We start from the raw sequence: 26,230 nt of genomic DNA, 5'->3' as shown, positions 1-26,230 counted from the left end.
GATTTTTATTCTAATACAAAAACAATCGTCTCATTAACAGGCGCCCAATCGTAAACAAATTGCGCATGCGAAGTCGCGTTTCTCACACACATATGAGACCGGGGTGTCGTTCCCAACGAAGGACTATATTCGATCAACGATTTACGAGGAGCGTTGACCGGTACGCCATGGATATACGCCCCATTCGTAAAACGGTTGGCATAAGGAGCGAATCCGCCAGTCTCCTTGGAACCGTCTACCAAATAGATCATGCGAGACTTTTTTTCTTGGAGAACATACATTCCCAACGGGGTTTCCTGCGCATAAGGAGGACGATGCTGTCCGGTAGTCGCAGGGTTCATGCTACGAACCAACCATTTCGAGCCGACGTGCTCCAAGGTCGCGATATTCTGGTTATGACGATCCACGAAGATCGCCTTATCGAAGACTACCGTATCCCCTATTTGCTTGATATATTTCTTCGGAGCATACCACTCCTCCTCCCCATCGTACACGGTTTGTATACGAGCGAATTTAGAATCCTCATCCATCGCCTTGATACGAACCAAGCTACCGTCACGTCCATAGATCTCGGGAGTCACGGTATCAGTCAGCAAATAAAGCGGGACGGATTGATAGCGTTCTACACCAAGCGTATCGGAAACCCTCTTATAGGCATCTCTCTTGAAGACTTTTACAAGAGGAGCCTCTCCATTCCTGTTTTTATAGTTCTGCAAGATCGCCCATTGAGACGGCTCCCTTTGGATCGACTCCAATAAGGATAATCTTTCTTTCATTTTCTCCCACTGGAACTCCCGTGTCGTATCTTTATAGGGGTAAGTATCTTCTAAAGTATGCTTATCGTAAAGCAGCTCTTTCTCTATTTCGATACGGGGAGGCAAAGTCTCCACGATCACAGCGGAATCCTTCGATATAGAATCCACAGGAGTTAAGACCTCGGTTTGAGCAGGCTCGGTCCTCGGCGTACAATAACTTAGCGTACAAAGGCTCGATATCAAAAGTATAAAAACTGTTCTCGTCATCATTATTACCCGGGATTTATTTGAATATCGTAAATATACGATTTTTTCCAAATAACAGGTAATCTTATCATCTTGTTTACAAAGTAACCGCGCCAAATGACAGAGCTATCCTATACTCATCCTATAATCCATTTACTGCCCGGTATTAATGAGATAATCTTTGTCGTCACATAACAGCAGATAAATGTACTTACCGCAATGCATGGTATGGCGGCGACAGTAGGCAAGGCTAAGTTGTGCTTAAACACCGTTACCCACAATCCGAGCCAAAATATATGCATAAGGTACATACCGTAGCTGAGTTTAGACATCTCTGTTATGAGTCGTGGAGATTTCGAATTGCCTATGCAAGTAAAAGCGAGGAACGTACCCGCCGTAAGAAGCACACAGTTAATCGTACAGAAAGCCCATCCGATCTCTATCTCAGGTGTGACAAGAGTTACTCCGGGTATCGCTTGGACATAGAAGGAATAAATCGTCAGCAAGGCACCGACGACCATCGAGGCGATTCCGATAACCAAACGTTTAGAACGGTTCCATGTAAGATGGACATGTATATAATGTGCCAGTACGAGGTATCCTAAATAACCGGAGAAGTACCACAGTATATGGTATTCGTTCCAAAAACATTGTCCCCACACCTCGCCGAAGCAACGATTGAGATAGGGCATACAGGTCGACAACAGAAACAAGCCGATGAAAAAACGCTCTTCTTTCGCCGTGGCTTTATTCAACCATGGCGATATTACGGGTATAAATAAATAGAGGCTGATCAAAGGGTACATGAACCACAAATGTCCGGCCTGTGAAGGAAAGTTCAAGAATATTCTCGATATATCTTTCAATGATGTCTCGGCATCTATCTGCCCCCACAGCAAGGGTAAAGTGCTGTATAGTATCATAAATATGAAAAACGGCGGTAAGATGCGAATACAACGCTGACGGTAGAATTGCCAAGAGGTCAGCCCTGCCTTCATCGGCGCAAGAAGAAAGGCGGAGACAATTATAAACAATGGCACCGCCATGCGTGAGAAACCATCGTATACGGCTACCCACAACCGATCAGCCTCATTGGCCAGATAAGATTGCGGTCCCACCATATCCGTGGAGCCCTCAGCTCCATAAAAGTTTTCACTGGCGTGGACAACCATGACAAGGAAGCACGCAAACACACGCACGTAATCCAAAAAAACTATACGCTTCATTTTTTGTTTTAGTATTATTATTCGTTAGATGATTTCAAGTTTGTCTTTTTACGCGAAGCATGCATTCAAGAGGGATATATTTCGATGTTTTTCCTGATACTGCTTTATGGCGCACAAAGGTAAAAAAAGTCGGAAAGAATATATACCTTTGTCATATTATAAGTGAAATCTAAAATAAAAACATATGAGATCTATTAATGGCGCGGTTTTACGTAGCGCATTCGCGATGGTATTAGGGTTTGTTTTGGTATTATGGCCGGAAGCAGCCATAACCTATCTGGTTATCACGATCGGTATACTATTCATTTTACCGGGATTATTCGCTATCCTCAGCTATTTCACCCGACCGAAGAACGAGAACGGGGAGAAACCGATGTTTCCTATCGAGGCAGCGGGAAGCGTACTGTTCGGAGCGTGGTTGGTGATCATGCCCGAGTTCTTCGTGAATATATTAATGTACTTACTCGGAGCCTTATTGGTAATTGCCGGTGTACAGCAATTGGTTTCATTGATATCCGCAAGGAAATGGAGCAATGTACCGTTGGGGTTCTACCTGATGCCGGCTTTGATCTTGATAACCGGAGTAATGATTCTTGCCTACCCGTTCGGGGCGGCGGCAAATACATTCGTAATCTTCGGTGTAGCCAGCATTTTCTACGGGGCTTGTGAGTTGATCAACTGGTATAAGTTCCGCAAGCGTATAGAAAATACCGGATTATGATTTCCGGTATTCCATGGGTGATATACCCATATGCTTCTTGAAAAACTTACCGAAAGTGGATTGATCGGAGAAGTGGAGTATATCCGCTACTTGCTGAACCGTGGCTTGCGGGGCCTTCAACAGCATCTTGGCCTCGACGATCAAGGCGTCGTCAATCCATTTATTCGCTGATTTACCCGTTAGCTCTTTCAAGATAAGCGAAAGATACTGTGGGGTAATAAATAATTTCTCGGCATAGAAAGTAACGACGTGCTGCTCCTTGCAATGCTCGAAAAGCAATTGCAGGAACTGCTCGAAAAGCTCCTCCTTCCGGGAGAGTGTAGGTGCCGTCATCAGCTCCTTCTTACCCATAAAGATATTAGCCAACTCGATAAAGAAACCGACTAAGGCGTTTTGGAGAGCCTCCTTCTGGAAAAAATGGGTACGCAGCTTCATCTTTTCCCGTAAGATGGAGAATTGGCCGGATATATGCTCAGTCTCCTCGGCACTCATCGCAGCACATGGATTCTTACGGATCTGCATATAATGCACCATAGAGTTCTTTTTCCCTGCCGGGGTAGTATATCCATCCAGAAAAGATCTGGACACGATCAACAAACGCCCTCTCAAATCTTTGCTCACTTTCGATACCTGTATGATATGAGTCGGCATCAAGGTTATAAACGTATTCTTCTCTATCTTATATGGAATATAGTCTACCGAAATATCAGCAGTACCTTCCTGTACCAAGATCATCAACAAGGCATTTAAACGCATCGGGGTGGAATGCTCCAGCCTTTTTTCCTCGTAATTAATCAAATCTCCGTTCAGATCCGCTATCGATAAATCATCTTGAAAGTTGTCGCTGGACTCAATTCCCTTGATTAACTCAGTGACTTCAATTAAAGGTAAATTTTTCATATCTATCTGTAGATTTTTATTATCACCTCGGACAAAGATAGAAATAAAAAGCCAAAGACCACCCACTATTTCGTTTTTAACCAATTTTCATCCAAAATTGAACGAATAACAAGAATTTTTGACAATATCCTGTTTCATTCCATACCAATACCGTAACAGTATAAACCTTTCTGGTTTTCTAAATATATCAGACCTTTGCGAATAGATTCGACGGGAATATCCGGTCATTGGTCGATTCCAACGGACGAGTCAGCGCTTTTTACTTGTATACAGGGATTGCCCCGGCTACTTTTGACGTAACAAAAAAGAATATGATAAAAGAACAGATTATTAATACGGCGTTCGATCTTTTTTCTCAATATGGCATCAAGAGTGTGAGTATGGATGATGTAGCGAAAGCGGCTGGCATCTCCAAGCGTACACTTTACGAGTCGTTCGAGGACAAGGAAACCTTGCTGATCGAGGGGATCGATCACAATACCGAATCGCTCGGACAATATCTGACAGGATTGGAAAAAGAACCTTTCAATGCCTTGGAAGTAATCCTGCTCTTCTATGAGGAGATGATGAAAAACCCGAGATGGTTCAACGAGAAGTTTTACGAGGACTTGAAGAAATATCCGAAAGCCCAACAAAAAATAGAGATGAATAAAGCGAGAATGGGTAAGAGGTGTATGGACTTGTTCACACGGGGCGTTAAAGAGGGCGTGTTCCAAGAGGGGATCAACTTCGAGATCATGGCCTTACTGGTGAAAGAGCAGACGAAGATGTTGCGGCCTTCCAATGTCTTCTGCAAGCATTCCATCACCGAGGTATACAACACGATCCTCCTCACATTCCTGAAAGGGATCAGTACCGAGAAGGGAAGAGCGATCCTAGACCGATTCGATCTCAAACAATCCTATGATTTATAGCGAACACTTAATGAGTTTAATCACAGACAAAATCTATCCTAAATGAAACGATTATTGATGAGTAGAAAAATGATGTTGGTCACATTTATGGTATTGCCTTTTCTGGCGGCGAGACCGGTTCTGGCTCAAGACACCCTGAAACTGGATCTTGGAAAAGCGCTAGAGATCGCCCTTAGCGAGAACCCGACCGTAAAAGTTGCCGATAAAGAAATACAGAAGAAAAAGTACGCACGTAAAGGCTCGTACGCTTCTCTATTTCCGCAGATCAGTTTTGCGGGGGACTACAACCGCACCTTGAAGAAACAGGTGATGTATATGGATTTCGACATGGGTGACATGGGAGGCGGCAGCTTGCCCGAAGGCACGGACATGTCGAGTATGGACGAGGGCTTCGAGGTAGGACGTAGCAACAACTGGAGCTTGGGCTTCAACGCTTCCATGCCACTGGTGAACGCCTCCTTATGGAAAAGCTTGAGTATCTCGGCCTTAGACGTGGAATTGGCGGTGGAGCAAGCTCGCTCTTCTAAAATAGCGATGGTGAACCAAGTGAAAAAGAGCTTTTACGCCGTCCTTCTGGCAAGCGACTCTTACCGGGTATTCAAGCAAAGTTACGACAATGCCATGGAGAATTATCTGGATATCAAACGGAAGTATGAACAGGGAACCGTAGCTGAATACGACTTGATACGTGCCGATGTGACGGTAAAGAATACAGAGCCTAATCTGTTGCAGGCAGAGAACTCCCTTACCTTGGCTAAATGGCAGTTAAAAGCGTTATTGGGCATGGATCTGGATTTAAATATCGATTGCGACGGACAACTGACGGATTTCAAGTCCAGCCTCTTCGCCGACTATCTATCCACGGATACAACCTTATCCGAGAATACGGACTTGAAACAATTAGACCTTCAGGCGGAACAGCTGAAAAAGACGCTGGTCATGCAGAAATTCGATTATCTGCCGACCTTGTCGCTGACCGGTCTATATCAATGGAGCGCCATGAACAATGACTTCAAGTTCAAGAATTACAGATGGAACCCCTATTCGATGATCGGTATCACGTTATCGGTTCCTATCTTCTCCGGAGGTAGTAAATTTTATAAGGTAAAGCAGACGAAAGTCTCCATCGACCAATTAAACCTGCAACGGGACGATACCAAGCGCAATTTGCAGTTGGCCGTTAAACAGTACATAGATAATATGAATACCTGTATCAAGAAGTTCGACGCCGCCCAAAAGGGGGTCGAGCAAGCGGAACGGGGATATATGATCTCGCAAAAACGGTACGACACCGGAGCCGGTACATGGCTGGAGATGAACGATGCCGAACTTGCCTTGACGCAGGCCCGGTTGAACTTCAACCAATCTATCTACGACTATATGGTAGCGAAGGCGGATCTGGAGAAAGTATTGGGTAACGAACAGATGAATTGAAAATTAAAAATTGAAAGTTTAATAGATAATAATTAGGAACAATTATATGAAGACAAGTCAAATGCTGAAAGTAATACCGATAGCTACATTGGCCCTGCTGATGTCTTGCTCGGGTAATAAGAGTGAGGAAGCCACGGAAACACAGAATGAGAAAGTAAAGGTGAAAGTGGAGACGGTCTCTGTTCAAGACGTGGAGCAACTCAGTGAATTTACCGCTACGGTGGAAGCGAATATCAAAAATAATATCGCTCCCCAAACCCCATTCCGTATCGAGAAAATCTTCGCCGAGGTAGGCGACCATGTAAAAGCCGGGCAGTTATTAGCCAAGATGGACGCTACCAGCCTAAAGCAAGCGAAGATACAATTGGACAACCAAGAGATCGAGTTCAAACGTATCGACGAGTTGTATAAGGTAGGTGGTGCTTCCAAATCCGCTTGGGATGCCCAAAAGACTTCCTTGGAAGTGGCTCGAGAGACGTATAAAAACTTGGTGGAGAACACCCAATTGCTAAGCCCGATCAGCGGAATCGTAACCGCCCGCAACTACGATAGCGGCGATATGTACAGCGGCGGAAACCCAATCTACACAGTGGAGGAAATCCGTCCGGTCAAATTAATGGTGAATGTCTCCGAGAGTCTTTTTACGAAAGCGAAGAAAGGCCATGAGGTAGATATCCGGCTGGATGTGTACGGAGACGAGGTTTTCAAGGGTAAAGTCAACTTGGTTTATCCGACGATCGATCCCGCTACCCGCACGTTCCCCGTGGAGATCAAGATCGCCAACTCGGATGAGCGAGTGCGACCGGGTATGTTCGCCCGGGTGACGATGAGTTTCGGCCATATGGATCACGTGGTGGCCCCGGATCGCTCTATCGTAAAACAATCAGGTGCCGGCGACCGGTATATCTATGTATGCAAAGACGATAAGGTCTCCTACCAGAAGGTGAAGCTAGGACGCCGTATGGGTGATAAATATGAGATCATATCCGGAGTGGAGGATGGCGACCAAGTGGTTATCACCGGGCAAAGCCGCCTGACGAACGGTATGGAAGTTGAAATCGAAAACGAATAACAGACTATGAGTTTATATGGAACAGCGGTAAGAAAGCCCGTATCGACCGCCCTTGTATTTGTGGCGATCGTGATCTTCGGACTTTTTTCCTTAAGCAGGTTATCAGTGGACTTGCTTCCGGAGATAGAGACGAACACCATCATGGTGATGACGGCCTATCCCGGCGCCAGTGCTTCGGATATCGAGATGAATGTTTCGAAGCCCTTGGAAAACGTGTTGAATAGCGTAAGCGACTTGAAGCATATCACGTCGCAATCCCGTGAGAATATATCGATCGTAACGTTGGAATTTAATTATGGCATCGATATCGATGTCGCCACGAACGATGTCCGCGACAAACTGGACATGGTAGAGTCTTCCCTACCCGATGACGTAGAGAATCCGATCATCTTCAAGTTCGGTACGGACGATATCCCTATCTTGATCCTTTCCGTGACCGCGGAGGAGAGCACGAACGCTCTTTACAAGATCTTGGACGATAAGGTATCCAACCCATTGGCCCGTATCAGTGGCGTGGGTGCCGTGTCTATCTCCGGTACGCCGATCCGTGAGTTGCAAGTGTATTGCGACCCGTACAAGTTGGAGGCTTACGGCCAGACCATCGAAGGTATCTCTACCATCATCGCGCAAGAGAACCGGAATACACCGGGAGGTAGCGTAGATATCGGTTCTAATACCTACTCCTTGCGTGTTCAAGGAGAATTCACGGACGCTAAGCAGATGCTAGACCTAGTGATCGGTAGCCAGAACGGAAAGAACGTATATCTGCGTGACGTGGCCCGTGTAGAGGACAGTATCGAGGAACGTGCGCAAGAAACGTTCAACAACGGCACGAAAGGTGGTATGATCGTCATACAGAAACAGTCCGGAGCGAACTCGGTGAACATCGCCAAGAAGGTACACCAGAAACTTCCGGAGATACAGGCTAGCTTACCCTCAGACGTGAAGCTGGACGTAATCATGGATACTTCCACGAATATCTTGAATACGATCGATAGCTTGAAAGAGACGATCATGATTACCTTTATCATCGTTATGTTGGTGGTATTCGTGTTCTTGGGACGCTGGAGGGCTACGTTTATCATTATCTTAACCATCCCGATCTCCTTGATCGCTTCTTTCGCTTATTTGCTGGCCTCGGGCAATACGTTAAACATTATCTCATTGAGCTCACTTTCTATCGCTATCGGTATGGTGGTGGACGACGCTATCGTGGTATTGGAGAACGTAACGACCCATATCGAGCGGGGTAGCCAGCCGAAACAGGCCGCTGTACACGCCACGAACGAGGTGGCTATCTCGGTTATCGCCTCCACCCTTACGATGTTAGCGGTGTTCTTGCCGTTGACGATGGTTACGGGTATGGCGGGTATCTTATTTAAGCAGTTGGGATGGATCGTTAGTATCATCATGATCGTTTCTACGGTAGGCGCCTTGACATTGACCCCGATGCTTTGCTCACAGTTATTACGCCAGCAACCGGAGAAGGGTAAATTGTACCGGATGTTCTTCACGCCTATCGAAAAGGGATTGAACGCCTTGGATCGCGGTTACGGACGCTTCTTGAACTGGGCCGTACGCCACCGGAAAACGGTGATCGTAGGCGCTACGCTGATCTTCATCGGCAGTATGATGCTGATCCCGGTTATCAAGACGGAATTTTTCCCGACACAAGATAACGCACGCATCGGCATAACGATTGAGTTGCCGATCGGTACACGGCAGGATATTACCCGTGAGTTAGCTCTCGACATCGACAAGAAGTTCCGTGAGAAATATCCGGAGATCCTAATCAGTAACTTCACGGAAGGTACGGCGGATACGGATAATACCTTCGCCCAGCTAAGCAATAACGGTACGCATATTATCGAGTTCAATATAAACCTAACTAGCGTGGGCGACCGTGAGAGAGGTCTTACCGAGATTTGCGAGTTGATGCGGCAGGACTTAGCCCAATACAGCGAGATCAAGAAATTCGAGGTACTCGCCGGAGGGCAGGAAGGTTCTATGGGTGGAGAGACCTCGGTTAACATCGAGATCTATGGTTTTGATTTCGCCCAGACGGATGCCGTGGCGAATGAGATCGCCCGTCGTATGAGAAATGTAAAAGGATGCTCGCAAGTAAATATCAGCCGTGAGGATTATATCCCGGAATACCAGATCGACTTCGACCGGGAGAAACTGGCCATCAACGGGCTGAACGTAACAACCGCCTCTATGTATCTCCGAAACCGTGTAAATGGTTCCACCGCTTCAAAATATCGTGAGGATGGAGATGAGTATGATATCAAGGTACGTTACGCCCCAGAGTTCCGTGAGTCCGTAGAGGATCTTGAGAATATTTTGATCTATAACAATGAGGGCAAAGGCATCCGCATCCGTGATTTAGGCAAGGTAGTGGAACGTATGACTCCCCCGACCATCGAGCGTAAAGACCGTGAGCGTGTGATCACCGTATCTGCCGTAGCGGGTAAGGGAGCGGCATTGAGCGACTTGGTTGCCGCCGCCCGGAACGAGTTGAAACAAATGGATATCCCATCCGACGTAAGTTGGCAGTTGGGTGGAACATTCGAAGATCAGCAGGATACATTTACCGATTTGGGTATCTTGATGGTATTGATCATCATCTTGGTATTCATCGTGATGGCTGCCCAGTTCGAGTCGTTGGTAGACCCGTTCGTGATCATGTTCTCTATCCCGTTCGCCTTTACAGGTATCGTATTGGGATTGGCGGTCACGCAGACACCATTGGGCGTTATGGCTTTGATCGGCGTGATCATGTTGATGGGTATCGTGGTTAAAAACGGTATCGTGCTGATCGACTATACGATCTTATGTCGGGAACGTGGCATGGGTATTATCACATCGGTAGTGACTGCCGGAAAATCCCGTCTTCGCCCGGTATTGATGACAACATTGACGACCGTTTTGGGTATGATCCCGATGGCGGTGGGAACCGGCGAGGGTTCCGAGATGTGGCGCTCGATGGGTATGACCGTGGCTTGGGGTCTTTCCGTATCCACCTTGATTACCTTGATTATTGTTCCGACGGTCTATGCCGTATTCGCCGCCAACGGCGTAAAACGAAGACGCCGCAAAATAAGAAAGGCATTACGAAATAATTAATTATCTTTGCGTACCATAGGGAAGCCGAGGCCAAGCAAACCTCGATGGGCATTGTTAGGTCGTGACAATGCCCATTGTAAGGTGCTTACGATGCCCATTATAAACAGGCTTGAATGCCCATCGCAAGAAAAGCCTCCCTACGGGTATGCGATCTCATAAAAAAGCAACTATATGAAAGCGATATTTATATCTTTCAATCAAGCGTATTACGAGACCATCGTCAATATCATGGACCGTAATAACCTTAAAGGTTTTACCTATTGGGATGTCGTGCAAGGACGGGGAAGTAAAACAGGCGAGCCACATTACGGCAATCACGCTTGGCCTACCTTGAACTCAGCTATCCTTACGATGGTAGAAGACGAGAAGGTCGATCATTTTCTGGAAATCCTACACAACTTAGACAAGGAAACGGAAGCGCAAGGGCTTCGGGCCTTCGTCTGGAATATAGAGAAAACTATCTAACTTAATTTTTCGGAACAACTATATTAATCTATTGATATGGACAAATCAATCCTGTTTACACCCGGTAAGATCGGTCCGCTAACACTTAGGAACCGCACGATCCGGGCCGCCGCATTCGAGAGTATGTGCCCGGGAAACGCTCCCTCGGAGCAGTTATTCAACTATCATACATCCGTAGCCGCCGGAGGGATCGGCATGACGAACATAGCTTATGCCGCCGTGACGCAAAGCGGCTTGTCGTTCGAGCGTCAGCTGTGGATGCGTCCGGATATTATTCCCGGCCTCCGCAAGCTCACCGACGCTATCCATAAAGAGGGAGCCGCCGCTTCCATCCAGTTAGGCCATTGCGGTAATATGTCGCATAAGCGGATTTGCGGATGCACGCCTATCTCAGCGTCCAGCGGGTTCAACCTCTACTCTCCCACGATCGTACGAGGTATGAGACAATCCGAGATCGCTTCCATGGCTCGTGCCTACGGTGAGGCCGTACGATTGGCACGTGAGGCAGGTATGGACGCTGTCGAGATCCATGCCGGGCATGGTTATCTGATCAGCCAATTCCTTTCCCCGTACACCAACCACCGGAAAGACGAATATGGAGGAAGCCTTGAGAACCGTATGCGCTTCATGAGAATGTGTATGGAAGAGGTGATGAAAGCAGCAGGTTCCGACATGGCCGTAACCGTAAAGACCAATATGCGGGACGGGTTCAAGGGAGGACTTGAAATAGACGAATGCCTAGAAGTAGCCCGTACACTCCAAGACCAATGCGGAGCGCATGCCTTAGTACTAAGCGGCGGATTCGTGAGCCGTGCCCCCATGTATGTAATGCGGGGAGAAATGCCGATCCGTACGATGGCGTATTATATGCCTAGGGGCTATCTACCGATTGGAATCCGCATGGTGGGTAAATATATGATTCCCTCGGAACCGTTTAAGGAGGCTTACTTCCTTGAAGATGCGTTGAAATTCCGCAAAGCCTTACATTTACCTCTTATTTACGTAGGAGGATTGGTCTCCAGAGACAAGATCGAGGAGGTACTGAACGACGGGTTCGAGTTTGTGGCCATGGCACGTGCCTTGGTGAACGAGCCGGGCTTCGTCAACCGTATGAAAGAAGACGAGCACGCCCGTTGCGATTGTGGGCATAGTAACTATTGTATCGCCCGTATGTATAGCGAGGATATGGTCTGTCATAAGAACGTGAAAGGTCTTCCGGAATGTATCGTACGTGAAATCAAAAGGCTTGAATATAAATAATGGAAAAGAAATGGGCTTTAGTCACGGGGGCCAGTTCCGGAATAGGTCTCGCCTATGCCGAGGAACTAGCCTCACGAGGCTATCAGTTAGTGATCGTCAGCAATGAGGAACAGGCGATCCGGGAGAAAGGTGAGTTTCTCTCCGAGAAATATGGTATAGAAGTTTTGCCGCTTTATCGTGATTTGGCGATCCCCGGGGCGGCCAAGGAGCTATATGATACTTGCCAAGAGAAAAACATCCCAATAGAGGTATTGGTCAATAACGCCGGTATGTTTTTTTTCTGCGAGACCTTACAAGCTAAGGCCAACATCGTCGAGAAAATGCTCTACCTCCACGTGACTACTCCTACCCAGCTCTGTTATTATTTTGGGCAAGAGATGAAGAAACGGCGTCATGGATATATCCTCAATATGTCATCCCTATCTTGTTGGCTACCTTATCCGGGAATTACGCTGTACGCTTCCACCAAGCGATACTTGAAAAGTTTCTCCCGGGGCTTGCGTTCAGAGTTACTGGATTATGGAGTAAGCGTAACCGTACTTTGTCCCGGCGCCGTCGCCACGAATTTATATAACCTAAGCGACAACTTAAAGACCTTAGCGATCCGCCTAGGTATCATGATGCGTCCGGAAAAACTGGCTAAAAAAGGGATTAATGCCTTGTTTCACCACCGGGCTTCCCTATTACCGGGTCTCTTCAACAAAATATGCACACCCCTCGTAATGCTCCTCCCCCACGGCCTTGTCCGTTGGATCATGCGAACCACGAAATTAGTGAAGCTAGATCGATAATCCGACAAATAACATGCGAAATATTTGTCACATCAAACAAAAATCGTATCTTTGCACCGCTTTTTAGCCCCGTACCGTGTGATGGGAAATTAGGAAGCAAAATAACTAATTTTGAGTAACACAAAAATTAAAGAAAATGAAGACATTTGAGTTAGAAGGAAAAGGAAGAGAGATCGTCGCTCGTTCCGCTGATCAGAAAAGAGCCTTGAAAGCAATGCGTAAGAACAATGAAATTCCTGCTGTATTATACGGTGGCGAAAAAGTAACTCACTTCACGGTTACAAAAGAAGCCGTTCGTAAGTTGGTTTACACTCCGGAGATTTTCGTTGTTGAGTTAAGCATTGACGGTAACAAGACGATGGCAATCGTTAAGGACATGCAGTTTCAACCTGTAACTGACGAAATCCTTCACATGGACTTCTTGGAAGTATCTAAGGACAAAGCCGTAGTAATGGAAGTTCCGGTTGTTTTGGAAGGTCACGCAGAAGGTGTTAAAGCCGGTGGTAAGTTGTCTCTTCAAATGAGAAAACTGAAAGTGAAAGCTATATACGATCAAATCCCTGAAAAGTTGACGATTAATGTAGATCACCTTGGCTTAGGTAAGACTATGCAGGTAGGTGCTTTGCACTTCGAAGGTCTTGAATTGATGAACGCTAAAAACGCTGTTGTTTGCGCCGTTCAATTGACTCGTGCCGCTCGTGGTGCTCAGGCTAAAGGATAATCTGAGGTAAAAACATTATTACAATACATGAAGGGGAGGATATTCATAGAATGTTCTTCCCCTTTCTTTTATAGATTCGAGGATAATGAAATATTTGATAACAGGACTTGGTAATATCGGTTCCGAATATTGGGGAACCCGTCATAATATAGGTTTCCGGGTTGTCAACCATCTGGTAGAGAGCGTAGGAGGCAATTTCACTGAGGAGCGATACGGGGCAATCGCACGCATACGGGTGAAAAACTGTGACTTGATCGTGCTAAAGCCGAATACTTTTATGAACCTCAGCGGCAACGCCGTTCGGTACTGGTTACAAAAAGAGAACATTCTCGTGGAAAATCTATTGATTGTCGTAGATGATCTGGCATTGCCATTCGGAACCTTACGTCTGAAACCAAAGGGTAGCGACGCCGGGCATAACGGGTTGAAGAATATCGCCCAGTTATTGAATACGCAGGAATATTCCCGCCTTCGTTTCGGCATAGGCAGCGATTTTCCACGGGGCGGACAGATCGATTACGTGCTAGGGAAATTTCCCCCGGAGGAATTGCAATTGATGCCAGAGATATTGGATCGTGCGACAGAGATCATCAAGAGCTTCTGCCTCGCCGGCATCCAGATTACGATGAATCAATTTAATAATAAATAAAAAGAGACTGAGAATACAGATATGAACGAGGTACGTATCGATAAATGGATGTGGGCGACCCGTATCTTTAAGACCCGCACGATAGCCGCGGAAGCTTGCAAGAAAGGGCGTATCATGATAGGTGGAGTAACGATCAAACCTTCCCGCATGATCAAGGTTGGCGATGTGATCCAAGTGCGTAAACCGCCGATCACCTTCTCTTTTAAGGTAATCGGATTGATCGAGAATCGTGTGGGCGCGAAGCTCGTCCCGAATTACTTGGAGAACGTGACAACCCCGGATCAGTATGAGATTCTGGAGATGAACCGTATCTCCGGTTTCGTGAACCGTGCGAAAGGTCTCGGACGTCCTACCAAGAAAGACCGTCGTGAACTGGAGCAATTCACTGAGCCGGAATTCATGGATGACGGATTCGATTTCGAGTTCGACTTTGGAGAAGAGGATGAGGAGTAAGCATGCTGATTTCCACCCAATTACATTTACCAATATTTTCATCAAGAAGTAAAAGTATTTTCACCTAGAGGTAAAACTGTTTACATACTGATGTAACGACATTTACCTCTAGAGGAAAAAACATTTACCATTAGAGGTAAATGTCGTTACAACGGTATGTAAACGGCAATTATTCCTATTGATTCTCCTCGGAAAGCAGATTCCCCTCCTCATCCCAGCTACGCCAGACACCAGATTTCTTCCCTGCCGTATAGAACATCTCATACAACAAATTTCCCTTATCGCTCCAGATACGCCAAGGGCCGTCCTTTTGCCCTTCCTTATAAGAAGCCAGGCCGATCAGCTGGCCGTTATCGCTATACGTGCGCCATTCACCATGGAAGATCCCGTGATAGTAGGAACGCACCTCGGCGATCTTGCCATCCGGATAATAGATCACATAGGTTCCCTCGGGACGGCCATCCTTCAGGTACAGCTCCATCTTGAGCATGCCATCCTCATAGAATTCCGTATAGCGGCCCGTATACGGGGTGGTTTGTGTCTCATCGGTATAATACTGTCCCTCGCTCAATACCAAGTCTTGCGCCAGCACGGTCCAAGAGGCTCCCGCCAAAAAAGCGGAAAGTAACAATAGCTTTTTATTCATGATACATTCTTATCTAAATTATACATAAAAAGACACCGAGGGATCTTTCCGGATACCTCAGTGCCTTTAACAAATTCACAACCTATTCAATGCCAAGCTTGATTAATATTCGGTATTTTGAGGATCCCAATTAGTCCAACCGGCAGTCCAGTCATTCTTTCCGTCGAAAGCACCTTTGTAAGTTACTTTTTCGAAGAAGCTGTTGTTCAATACCTCATCGACAAATTCAGCGCCTTGCACAGCTGAAGCTACGACAGAAGAGTAATCACCATCTTTAGAGATAATCTCGTTGGTCGTTGCCAGAGTCGTGTTGCTACCGGCAAGATTGAAGAAGTTCTCACTTACCTTATCATCCTCATAGAAGTTCTTCCACATACCAGCAAAGATCACATTCTTGATGGCGATGCCATCGTTTGCCGTACCTTTCTTATCAGTAGCACGAAGTCCGTAAGGCCAGCCGGTGAATACGGAGTTGTAAACATTCAAGCTGGTATTACGACGCAGGTGCATGGCTGCCTGGAATTTACCACCCTTGGCACCGTTAGCAGCGTCGGCTGTCTTGGCTTCCACCTCAGCCTGTGTCTTATCGGATACCTTGCCATAGAAAGGACCTATCAAGGTTACGTTGGAGAAGACCGGCTTGGTAAGCGGAGTGTTGGAAGAACCGTCACCGTCGTTATCAGATTCAAAACCGTTAGAGTCTGAAGTATCAGCGATATTCTTATCACGTACGCTCAACAAGAATTGCAGTTTACCCGTATAACCGAAGTCTGTATCGAAATCATCATCCCAGCCTTTGTAAGCGATCAAGTGTTTGGCATTTACCGTTCCACCGAACCATTCGTAAGAATCATCGTTCGAAAATGAAACCTGAACGAACTCCACTTCTGTGCCGCTACCAACGCCGCCGAAGGTTAAGCCATTGATTTCCTTGTCTGGCTCCAAAGGATAACCGGCGAACTCGATACGAACGTATTTCAATTTACCGGAACTTTCCGCATTAAACTCATCGGAGGTCGTATTTCCATATAATGTACCAGGTCCTCCTTCGATAGTTGGTTGATTGGTACGATTCACACGAGCGTTACCACAAATAATCAGACCGCCCCAGTCACCTGTCAAACGTTTACCCGGCTCTTTATCGGACGTAAAGACGATCGGTTTGTCAACAGTACCTTCGGCGATGATCTTAGCGCCCGGCTCGATAATCAAGGAAGCGGCTTTCTCGCCCGGACTAACGGACACACCTTTGATAACAGAACCAGCCTCAATAGTCAATGTAGCGCCTGATTTCACGTATACGAAGCCTTTCATGAAGTTCTTGTCGGCAGCGTTGATCGTTAGATCAGCCGTGATATTTCCTTCCAATATCACCTCTTTGGAAGACGGAGCATCATTAGAGACAGTCACGGTACAAGTAGCCGTTTTACCGCCATCCTTCGTAGTTACAGTAATCGTAGCGGAACCTTCGGCCACGGCTGTTACCTTACCGGCATCAACAGTCGCTACCTTTTCATCGGAAGTACTCCATGTAACCGTTTTATCCGTAGCGTCACTTGGAGTAATAGTCGCGGACAAGGTAGTGGATTCGCCCACCTTGATAGTAGCGGTAGTAGGACTGACTGCCACAGCCGATACGGCTACGGAGCCATCAGGTTTATCATCGTCATCACTACACGATACAGTCCCAAACATAACGGCCATCGTTAACACAGAGGCCAAACCTTTTAAGAGAAATCTGTTCATAATAAAAACATTTTGTTTGTAATATATATATATTCAATTAAACATCAAAACCTAAGGGAAACACCGATATTGATATCCACTCCCGGGCGATAGCTGCGGATCAGTTGCTCACGCTCGCTCTTGCCGCCTTTGTCGTCTGTCAGTTTCACGAACTGCTTGTACTCGACCTTGGAGTTCAATATATCCTGGATTCCCGCCTTGATCTCGACAATCTTGCCAATCTTCTTCGAGAAAGTAAGATCCAACGAGTTGCGGGGCATCTCATATATATCAGGGATATCCTCGTCCTGGTTCTGCATCGGGACACCGACCGACTCAATACGCTTCCCGATCCGGTTATAGAGCAGGGAGGCGGAAATCCCCTTGTCATCGTACTGGTAGAAAAAACCGGCATTAACCAAGTAGGGGGATTGCCCTGCCAAAGGGCGATCCCGCTCCGGTGCCCCTTCCTCGAAACGGACACGGCTATAGATATATGCGGCGTTGCACACAAAGCTCAAGCCTCGCAGCCCTATAAAGTCGAGGTTCTTTTTAACGTCCAACTCTACGCCGAAGGTCTCGGCGTTCTTCGCGTTATGATAGGTATATTGCAGGCCGGAACCAGCCTCGTTGTACGTCTCCTCGATAGGATCCTTGAAGTGCTTGTAGAAACCGCCGATCGTGATCATCTCGCCCGCGGCGGGATAGAACTCATAACGAAGATCGATATTGTCAGCGTAAGCGTTCTTCAACTCCGTATTACCCACGATGTTTGCGTCTCGCTCGAAGTTGAAGTACACGTAAGGCACTACCTCTCGGAACTCCGGACGGTTGACCGAGCGACCGTAAGCGGCGCGGACCAAATGTTTTTGTGAGAGGTTGTAGGCAACATTAACTGAAGGGAAGAAATCCGTCGTCTTATTATCCAAGTGTACCGGAGTAGTACCGTCCGAGCTATATCCGTCCATCTTCAATTGGTAGTATTCCATGCGAACACCGATATTAGCGTTCAGCACCTCCCCATAGTTCAATTTAGCGGAGACATAGGCGGCTCCCAACATGTTCTCGGAAGTATAAGAGTCACTGTTCGTAGTTGTCTCACGCATCCATATCTTATCCGCCGAGATATTTTCGTCGGCGAACAACTCCGTATAATCCCAGTCCGCATACCGGTCGTAGCCGCTACCCAACAGGTTGTAGCCAAAGCGACGGGCAGCGAAGGTACGGCTCTTATATTCACCGTAGACACCTCCATTGAGAACAGGAGCGAACCTATCGGATACGGTGAATTTATGTTCGTAGTTGGCGGCTAGCGAGGCGCTGTGATCCTTCAATTCTTGGTAATAACGCATCGGGTCAGAGACATAGTAGTTCGGCTGTTCCGTACGGTTCTCGTCAAGGATGGAGTTCACGATCTTACGATCCGGCTCACGGTAGGAGGCGAAGGCATAGCCCACCGTCCAATCCACCTTGTTGACATTTTCTCGCAAGGTATGCACACCGCTGATCTGCCCAGAGTAAGTGGTACGCCCGGTATAGAGGGATTCCCATTTACGGATATCCTTGTCGGAATAATAGTTCATTCCTTCCCTTTGTGTCAGAGCGGAAACGCCACGCTGGCTGAAAAAGTTGCGAAGCTCATATTTACTGCCATCCCGTTGGAATGACCAGTTAAAGAGGGCCCCTAGCTTGGAGGTATTTTTATAGCGGATATCGTTGTACTCAAAGCGGGGACGAGATACGTCGTTCTTCACGTCGTAGGCGATGTAGTTGTTATTCACCGTCTCCGAGTAATCGAACTCGGTACTCCAGTTCAAGTTCGTGATATTTCCGATCTTCCAGCCGCCCACATCATAAGAGCGGTGCGAGGTAAGGGAAATCTTCTGGTCGGGGATGGCGGTGAACTTGTTGATCCCCCAACGTTGGTTGATTTGGCGGGTAAAGGCTGCCGCCTCATCCGTGGAGTGTTCTCCTAAATGGGCGGGGAAAGAGGAAGGCAGGTTTCTCACGTCCGCTCCGAATCCAAGGTAGTCCTTCGCCGTGCCGTCCGTCAGCTGGAAGTTACGGAAGGTGGCGTTCGTGTTAAAGCCCATTTGGTAGGATACGTTGAAGGTGTTCCCGTCCGGGATATTCTTGGTCATCACCCGCACGAAACCGCCGGAGAAATCCGCCGGAAGCTCGGCCGAGGGACTCTTGTAGATCATCATGTTATCGATCAAGGAAGAAGGAAGCACATCGAACGAGAAGGCACGGCTGTCCGTCTCGCTGGAAGGGGTCGTGGCATTGTTCAGCCATACATTATTATAACGTTGCGCCAGACCCCGGACCACGATGAAACGGTCGTCCACGATGGTGATTCCCGGGATACGGCGTAGTACCTCGGCGGCATCGCTATCCTGTGTTTTACTGATTTGCTGGGCGGAGATACCATTCACGACCGGAAGGCTCTTGCGTACGGTATTTAATACGGCCATCTCGGTTCCCAATTTCCGTTGGGCCACTACGACCACATTCTGTAATTGGAGGTTAGCGTCGGAAAGCTCGATATTCAACACCGCCTCTTGGCGTGCGACTACCGGAACATCCTTTACCGTTTGCGTTTGGTACGACACGTAAGAGGCGGCTACCGTATAAGTACCCGGCTTCACGTTCTCGATACGAAAATTACCGTCTATATCCGTGATAGCGCCAACCGTAGTCCCCTCGATCACGACCGAGGCGCCGATCAACGGTTCTTTCATCTTAGCGTCCGTAACCGTCCCGCAGATAACCCCTGTTTGTGCCCATAGAGAGAATGACAGGAAAACTCCCACCCAGAAAAGCCCTAACCTTTTCAATCTTTTGCCCCTTAAACTCTTTCCCATTATCTTACTACTTATTATTTCATCTTTGATTTCGACGCAAAAGTACGGGGGCGGTATTTCAAAGATGTTTAGATCCAATAACAATGAAGACAACAAATGTTACATTTTTAAGACCGCAACTTTTCCTTATCGTTTGACATAGCTAACGTATTTTTACTACATTTGCACTCCTGAATGCATAAAGACATTTAATAACATGAAGAACATTAAAATTTTCCCGAAAGACTGGTTGCAGTTGCATCCCTATAAACAAAGCACTCCCGTGGATTCCTATTATACCGGAATAGCGAACCGTATCTACGATATCATGGAGAAGACCGAGTTGGTAAACTCCTTCGAGGGCGAGGAAACAAAGCAGATCTGTATCCGCATGGCCGCCTACTTCGAAGACGTGATCTCCGGCATGGGGCTTTGGCGTGCCTTCATCCTTACCCATAAGGAGCTATACGGCAAATACCTCCCCTTCTACACTCCGGACGATCATTATTACGACGATGAGGTGAACCTTGAGGACGTGCGTTTCCTCCTTTGGCATTATACCCAGCAGTATCACGGCTATCGTAAAGGCACTTTTGTCAGTCCGGACAACCCTGCCAACGAATCCACCGGCATGCTTATCTACGACCTGTTCTGCAAAGAGTGGACCACGGCGCCGGAGAATACCCGCATGGCCAAGCTTTTCGCCCTTGATACCCGCTACGAGCGGCAAGAGGATTACGATCGTCTATTGCAATGGTTCCATTACGAATCCTATATCCTGCCTGAGTCGGCCCGGGAACTGAGCGACTTCGCCCACGACCGCTGGAAGGAGCAGCCCGACCTCAACCAAGAGCAGCTTAACAACCTGCTCGTCAACAGCCACGGCATGATGGCCTACACCAGCAAGACCTCCTTGCTAGGTCTGACCTCCCCGCAATGGCTGGCAAAGATATTGCCCGCCGAGCATCCCGACCATGCGGTATTTCAGAACACCGCCGACGAGTCTGTAGCCACCCTGCCCGACGATATGCTGGAGGAAAACCGCCAACAATACGAGACTTTCCGCAAAGCCGCAGGTGACAAACTGCTTCTCTATTTCGACAAGACCGAAGATGCACAAACATTTATCACGGAGACTTCCGGCCTTATCCCCGCCGAGAACTTCCATCTTCCCGAAGACTGGCAAGGCAAGAAACTGGCGATCTACGCCACGCCCGAGGAAGGCGCCCAAGTCATCACCCGAGACGTGGAGCTGATCAAGGATGAGAACAATCCCTTCTACGACGCTAACCGTGCCGCCAAGCAAGCGCTCTCTTTCTTCATCGTGAAACATTGCAGCGTTTACTTCCTGCCTGAGCTGGTAAAGCGAGGCATGCTGGCCGACGCGCAAACGAAAAGCCTTATCAGCCCAGAACGTGGCAAGGCGATCATACAAGAGAATTGGAAGTTCCTAGCCCGCTATTTCATCCGAGAATATCCCAATAGATAAAACAGATAGAAAGCACTGTCGCAAAACGTGACGGTGCTTCTTTTTTAGCTCATCTTTCATTTAGTAAATCCACAAACCAAATACCTTTCAAATAAAAAGAATAAACCCAGTAAATTATTACAAATAGAAACATCAGACAAGATATTCTTATCTTTTTCCCGCTCTTTCGCCCCGGCAAGCAATCACATTATGTCATTAATACCTATATTTGTAAAACAAATTGACGCAATAATTATTTATACACAAACATAAGGTCAGCAAATGAAAACAAACAAGAATCATTTTAATAGCAGACAAGGATTATACGACCCGTCTTATGAACATGACGCTTGTGGAGTAGGAATGTTAGTAAATATCCACGGCGAGAAATCGCACGACATCATCGAATCAGCCCTTAAGGTACTAGAGAACATGAGGCATCGAGGCGCTGAGGGAGCCGATAACAAAACGGGTGACGGAGCGGGAATCCTATTACAGATCCCGCATGAGTTCATCCTCCTGCAAGGAATTCCGGTTCCAGAGAAAGGCAAATATGGCACCGGACTAATCTTCCTCCCGAAAGACGAGGAACAGCAAGCGAGTATCCTCAGTATCCTCATCGAGGAGATCGAGAAAGAGGGATTAACCTTGATGCACTTACGCAAAGTTCCCGTTCATACGGAAATCTTGGGAAAGGACGCACAAGCGACCGAACCAGATATCAAGCAGATATTCATCATCGGCTGCAACGATCAGCAAGAGCTGGAACTAAAGCTATACCTCATACGTAAGCGGGTCGAGAAAAGGGTATCGGCCACCGACCTTCCGGCCAAGGATGATTTCTATATAGCGTCTCTTTCCACCAAAAACATCGTTTACAAAGGCATGCTGGAATCCATGCAGCTACGCCATTACTTTCCGGACCTGACGCAACCTTATTTCACTAGCGGACTGGCCTTGGTACACTCACGTTTCAGCACCAACACCTTCCCCACTTGGAGTCTGGCGCAACCTTTCCGCCTACTGGCACATAACGGGGAAATCAACACGATACGAGGCAACCGGGGATGGATGGAGGCCCGGGAGAGCGTACTCTCCTCCCCCAGAATCCCGGATATCAACGATATACGCCCGATCATCCAGCCGGGCATGAGTGACAGTGCCTCACTGGATAACGTATTGGAATTCTTCGTGGCCTCCGGGATGAGCCTGCCGCATGCCATGGCGATGCTGGTACCGGAGAGTTTCAACGAGAAGAACCCGATCTCCGAAGACCTAAAGGCTTTCTACGAATATCACTCCATCTTGATGGAACCGTGGGACGGGCCTGCCGCCCTGCTCTTTAGCGACGGACGCTACGCCGGAGGCATGCTAGACCGTAACGGTCTCCGCCCCGCCCGTTACCTGATCACGAAACATGACATGATGGTCGTGGCCTCCGAAGTCGGCGTCATGGATTTCGAGCCTAACGAGATCAAGGAAAAAGGCCGTCTGCAACCCGGAAAGATCTTACTCATCGATACCGAGAAAGGCGAGATTTATTACGATAGCGAGCTGAAGGAACAACTGGCGAACGCCCAGCCCTACCGTACTTGGCTGGAGAAAAACCGGGTGGAATTGGACGAGTTGAAATCCGGCCGTAAGATCCCTCATAAGGTAGAGGGATACGACAAGCTACTGCGTACGTTCGGATACAGCCGTGAGGATATCGAACGTATCATCGTACCGATGTGCACGGGAGGGGCGGAACCGGTCGGCTCCATGGGCAACGATACGCCACTGGCCATATTATCCGCCCGTCCGCAAATCCTCTATAATTATTTCCGCCAACAATTCGCCCAAGTAACCAACCCGCCGATCGACCCGATCCGCGAGGAACTCGTCATGAGCCTGACCGAGTATATCGGGGCGGTGGGAAGCAATATCTTAGTTCCAACCGAGAGCCACTGTAAAATGGTTCGGCTGAACCATCCGATCTTGACCAATACGCAACTGGATCTCCTGTGTAACATCCGGTATAAGGGCTTTAAAAGTGTTAAGCTCCCCACTTTGTTTAACGCAGAGAAAGGATGCGCAGGACTGAAAGCTGCCTTGGACGAATTATGTAAACAAGCGGAGCAATCCGTCACCGACGGCGTTAACTACATCATTTTAAGCGACAGGAACGTAGATGAGAAAAAAGCGGTGATCCCCTCCCTGTTAGCGGTAAGCGCCGTGCATCACCATCTGATCTCCGTGCAGAAAAGGGTGCAAACAGCGCTGGTAGTGGAAACCGGCGAGATGCGTGAGGTAATGCACGCCGCCCTCTTACTAGGCTACGGAGCCAGTGCCATCAACCCCTATATGGCTTTCGCTATCTTAGATGATCTGGTAGACAGACAAGAGATACAATTGAATTACGAGACTGCCGAGAAGAATTACGTAAAAGCCATTTGCAAGGGTTTATTCAAGGTTATGAGCAAGATGGGGATCAGCACGATCCGCAGTTATCGGGGAGCAAAGCTTTTCGAGGCGATCGGCCTAAGCCGGGATCTGGCAGAGACTTACTTCGGGGGAACCACCAGCAACATCGGTGGTATCCGCTTGGAAGAGATAGCGGCAGATGCGATCGCCATGCACAATGACGCATTCTCCCACCCCACGGATTCTTTATTGGAACATAAAGGCATTTATTCCTTCCGCAAGGATGGCGAGAAACACGCTTGGAACCCGGGTACCATTTCCATGCTTCAACTGGCTACCCGCTTGGGGAGCTACAAGAAATTCAAGGAATATTCCCATGTGGTTGATGAGAAGGAAAGCCCCATATTCTTGCGTGACTTCCTGACCTTCAAACAACGCACCCCGATCCCCTTGGAGCAGGTAGAGCCGGAAGAAGCGATCATGCGTCGCTTTGTCACGGGAGCGATGAGCTTCGGTTCTATCAGTCGGGAAGCGCACGAGACGATAGCCATAGCCATGAACAAGATACACGGACGCAGTAACACGGGCGAGGGTGGTGAGGACTCGGCCCGTTTCATCTCCCGTGAGGACGGGTTATCGCTCCGCTCCGCCATCAAGCAAGTAGCCTCCGGACGCTTCGGCGTGACCACGGAATATCTGGTAAACGCCGACGAGATCCAGATCAAGGTCGCCCAAGGAGCGAAACCGGGCGAAGGAGGACAGCTTCCCGGCTATAAGGTGAACGATATCATAGCGAGAACCCGTCACTCGATCCCGGGTATCTCTCTGATCTCTCCCCCACCTCACCACGATATTTACTCGATCGAGGACTTGGCGCAATTGATCTTCGATCTGAAGAACGTGAACCCTCAAGCCGAGATCAGTGTGAAACTCGTATCCGAGAGTGGCGTGGGAACTATCGCCGCCGGCGTAGCCAAAGCTAAAGCGGACCGGATCGTGATCTCCGGGGCGGAAGGAGGAACGGGGGCTTCCCCGATAAGCTCTATCCGTTACGCCGGAATCCCACCCGAGCTAGGTCTATCCGAGACTCAACAGACACTAGTGATGAACGGCCTCCGGGGACAAGTCCGCTTGCAAACAGACGGACAATTGAAAACCGGACGGGATATCGTATTGATGGCGATGCTGGGTGCCGAGGAGTTTGGATTCGCCACCTCCGCCTTGATCGTTTTAGGTTGTGTGATGATGCGTAAATGCCATATGAACACGTGTCCGGTAGGTGTCGCTACCCAAGATGAGGAATTACGTAAACGCTTTCATGGTCGACACGAATATTTGGTGAATTTCTTCACCTTCCTCGCCCGTGAAGTTCGGGAATATCTGGCAGAGCTAGGCTATACGAAACTAGACGATATCATTGGCCGTACGGACTTACTCATGCGTAAACCTTCTGATCATATCGAGAAACATGATCTATTGGATCTCAGCCGCTTGATCCATCTACCGGAACAAGCCGCCACGCAGGCCATCCATCATGTCACCCGTCAACTCCACGCGATCGACAACGTGAAAGATGTGGATATCATCCGTCACGCAAAGGCCGCCATCGAATCCGGACAGGAAGTATCGTTGGATTATGCGATAGCCAACACCGATCGTTCCGTAGGAGCCATGCTTTCCGGAGAGATCGCCAAGCGGTACGGGAACATCGGGTTACCGGAGAACACCCTGCATATCAAGTTCAAGGGGGCGGCGGGCCAGAGCTTCGGAGCCTTTCTGGCTCACGGCATACATTTCCGGTTGGAAGGCGAGGCGAACGACTATCTCGGAAAAGGATTGAGTGGCGGACACATCAGTTTAATGCCTCCGGTACGCTCCACCTTTATAGCGGAAGACAATACGATAGCCGGTAATACCTTATTATATGGGGCTACCAGTGGTGAGGTCTATATCAACGGCCGGGTCGGAGAGCGTTTCTGCGTGCGAAACTCCGGGGCGATCGCTGTCGTGGAAGGTGTAGGCGACCATTGTTGCGAGTACATGACCGGAGGCCGGGTTGTCGTCTTAGGCAATACAGGCCGGAACTTCGCCGCCGGAATGAGTGGTGGTGTCGCTTACGTGTGGAACAAGAATGGTGATTTCGATTACTATTGTAACATGGAAATGGTAGAGCTTTCCTTGATCGAGGATAGCACCTCACGAAAGGAACTTCATGAATTGATCCGCAAGCATTATCATCATACCGGCAGCCATCTGGCCGGATTGATGCTCGATAACTGGAACAAGTACGTGGATGAGTTCATCCAGATCGTCCCGATCGAATACAAGAAAGTACTCCAAGAGGAACAGATGCGCAAACTCCAACGCAAGATTGCGGAGATGCAGAAAGACTACTAAATATTTACACAAAAA

The 26,230-nt window shown here is 48.0% G+C and carries 19 protein-coding genes; 13 read left to right on the top strand and 6 right to left on the bottom strand.

Going from position 1 to position 26,230, the window contains the following annotated elements; genetic code table 11:
• Positions 1-5 precede the first annotated feature (5 nt).
• Together NBH07_RS12535 and NBH07_RS12530 are read right to left on the bottom strand one after the other, a co-directional pair.
• On the bottom strand, positions 6-1,025 hold the full coding sequence (locus NBH07_RS12535) for a L,D-transpeptidase (protein WP_009018509.1): 1,020 nt from the start codon (positions 1,023-1,025) through the stop codon (positions 6-8).
• Between the two features lie 113 nt (positions 1,026-1,138).
• On the bottom strand, positions 1,139-2,227 hold the full coding sequence (locus NBH07_RS12530) for an acyltransferase (RefSeq protein ID WP_009018510.1): 1,089 nt from the start codon (positions 2,225-2,227) through the stop codon (positions 1,139-1,141).
• Positions 2,228-2,411: 184 nt separating this feature from the next.
• On the opposite strand from NBH07_RS12530, the gene NBH07_RS12525 reads away from it, so the two are divergent.
• Entirely contained in the window at positions 2,412-2,948 is a 537-nt protein-coding gene (locus tag NBH07_RS12525; RefSeq protein WP_008774007.1) for an HdeD family acid-resistance protein, read from the top strand.
• Here NBH07_RS12525 and NBH07_RS12520 read toward each other — a convergent pair.
• Positions 2,943-3,848, bottom strand: a complete 906-nt coding sequence (locus NBH07_RS12520; protein WP_005861981.1) for a helix-turn-helix domain-containing protein — start codon at positions 3,846-3,848, stop codon at positions 2,943-2,945. The genes NBH07_RS12525 and NBH07_RS12520 overlap by 6 nt on opposite strands.
• Positions 3,849-4,159: 311 nt before the next feature.
• Here NBH07_RS12520 and NBH07_RS12515 point away from each other — a divergent pair, with 311 nt between their 5' ends.
• From NBH07_RS12515 to NBH07_RS12470, 10 genes are all read left to right on the top strand, one after another.
• On the top strand, positions 4,160-4,762 hold the full coding sequence (locus NBH07_RS12515) for a TetR/AcrR family transcriptional regulator (RefSeq protein ID WP_005861978.1): 603 nt from the start codon (positions 4,160-4,162) through the stop codon (positions 4,760-4,762).
• A 42-nt stretch (positions 4,763-4,804) separates the two neighbouring features.
• Entirely contained in the window at positions 4,805-6,196 is a 1,392-nt protein-coding gene (locus NBH07_RS12510; protein WP_008780850.1) for a TolC family protein, read from the top strand.
• A gap of 46 nt (positions 6,197-6,242) precedes the next feature.
• Complete coding sequence (locus NBH07_RS12505; RefSeq protein WP_156682544.1) at positions 6,243-7,268, top strand: efflux RND transporter periplasmic adaptor subunit; 1,026 nt, start codon at positions 6,243-6,245, stop codon at positions 7,266-7,268.
• Between the two features lie 6 nt (positions 7,269-7,274).
• Positions 7,275-10,394, top strand: a complete 3,120-nt coding sequence (locus NBH07_RS12500) for an efflux RND transporter permease subunit (protein ID WP_005861971.1) — start codon at positions 7,275-7,277, stop codon at positions 10,392-10,394.
• Between the two features lie 171 nt (positions 10,395-10,565).
• Complete coding sequence (locus NBH07_RS12495; RefSeq protein WP_005861968.1) at positions 10,566-10,859, top strand: PG0541 family transporter-associated protein; 294 nt, start codon at positions 10,566-10,568, stop codon at positions 10,857-10,859.
• Positions 10,860-10,895: 36 nt separating this feature from the next.
• Positions 10,896-12,119 (top strand): NADH:flavin oxidoreductase, encoded by a 1,224-nt coding sequence (locus NBH07_RS12490; RefSeq protein WP_005861966.1) that lies wholly within the window; start codon positions 10,896-10,898, stop codon positions 12,117-12,119.
• Positions 12,119-12,910: an SDR family NAD(P)-dependent oxidoreductase gene (locus NBH07_RS12485; RefSeq protein ID WP_005861964.1), complete on the top strand. Its 792-nt coding sequence runs from the start codon at positions 12,119-12,121 to the stop codon at positions 12,908-12,910. The genes NBH07_RS12490 and NBH07_RS12485 overlap by 1 nt, the downstream gene beginning before the upstream one ends.
• Before the next feature lie 136 nt (positions 12,911-13,046).
• Entirely contained in the window at positions 13,047-13,631 is a 585-nt protein-coding gene (locus NBH07_RS12480) for a 50S ribosomal protein L25/general stress protein Ctc (protein ID WP_005861962.1), read from the top strand.
• Positions 13,632-13,716: 85 nt separating this feature from the next.
• Positions 13,717-14,280, top strand: coding sequence for an aminoacyl-tRNA hydrolase (gene pth / locus NBH07_RS12475; protein ID WP_009018514.1), 564 nt, complete (start codon positions 13,717-13,719; stop codon positions 14,278-14,280).
• A gap of 21 nt (positions 14,281-14,301) precedes the next feature.
• Positions 14,302-14,733 carry an RNA-binding S4 domain-containing protein gene (locus tag NBH07_RS12470; protein WP_005861957.1) on the top strand — a complete coding sequence of 144 codons (432 nt, stop codon included), beginning with the start codon at positions 14,302-14,304 and terminating at the stop codon, positions 14,731-14,733.
• Between the two features lie 175 nt (positions 14,734-14,908).
• On the opposite strand, the gene NBH07_RS12465 is transcribed toward NBH07_RS12470, so the two are convergent.
• The 3 genes from NBH07_RS12465 to NBH07_RS12455 all read right to left on the bottom strand — a co-directional run bounded on the left by NBH07_RS12465 (position 14,909) and on the right by NBH07_RS12455 (position 19,968).
• Entirely contained in the window at positions 14,909-15,379 is a 471-nt protein-coding gene (locus tag NBH07_RS12465) for a toxin-antitoxin system YwqK family antitoxin (RefSeq protein WP_005861956.1), read from the bottom strand.
• 102 nt (positions 15,380-15,481) lie between these two features.
• Positions 15,482-17,125: a beta-helix domain-containing protein gene (locus NBH07_RS12460; protein ID WP_005861954.1), complete on the bottom strand. Its 1,644-nt coding sequence runs from the start codon at positions 17,123-17,125 to the stop codon at positions 15,482-15,484.
• Between the two features lie 44 nt (positions 17,126-17,169).
• On the bottom strand, positions 17,170-19,968 hold the full coding sequence (locus tag NBH07_RS12455; RefSeq protein WP_156682546.1) for a TonB-dependent receptor: 2,799 nt from the start codon (positions 19,966-19,968) through the stop codon (positions 17,170-17,172).
• A 196-nt stretch (positions 19,969-20,164) separates the two neighbouring features.
• Here NBH07_RS12455 and NBH07_RS12450 point away from each other — a divergent pair, with 196 nt between their 5' ends.
• Together NBH07_RS12450 and gltB are read left to right on the top strand one after the other, a co-directional pair.
• Positions 20,165-21,436, top strand: coding sequence for a DUF3843 family protein (locus NBH07_RS12450; RefSeq protein ID WP_005861949.1), 1,272 nt, complete (start codon positions 20,165-20,167; stop codon positions 21,434-21,436).
• Positions 21,437-21,697: 261 nt separating this feature from the next.
• Entirely contained in the window at positions 21,698-26,215 is a 4,518-nt protein-coding gene (gltB, locus tag NBH07_RS12445) for a glutamate synthase large subunit (RefSeq protein WP_195318978.1), read from the top strand.
• Positions 26,216-26,230: the final 15 nt, after the last annotated feature.

The organism is Parabacteroides sp. B2-S-102 (genome assembly GCF_023656665.1).
GTDB lineage: Bacteria > Bacteroidota > Bacteroidia > Bacteroidales > Tannerellaceae > Parabacteroides > Parabacteroides distasonis.
Note: the sequence above shows the minus strand (reverse complement) of the source record. Positions and strands in the feature narration are given on the sequence as shown.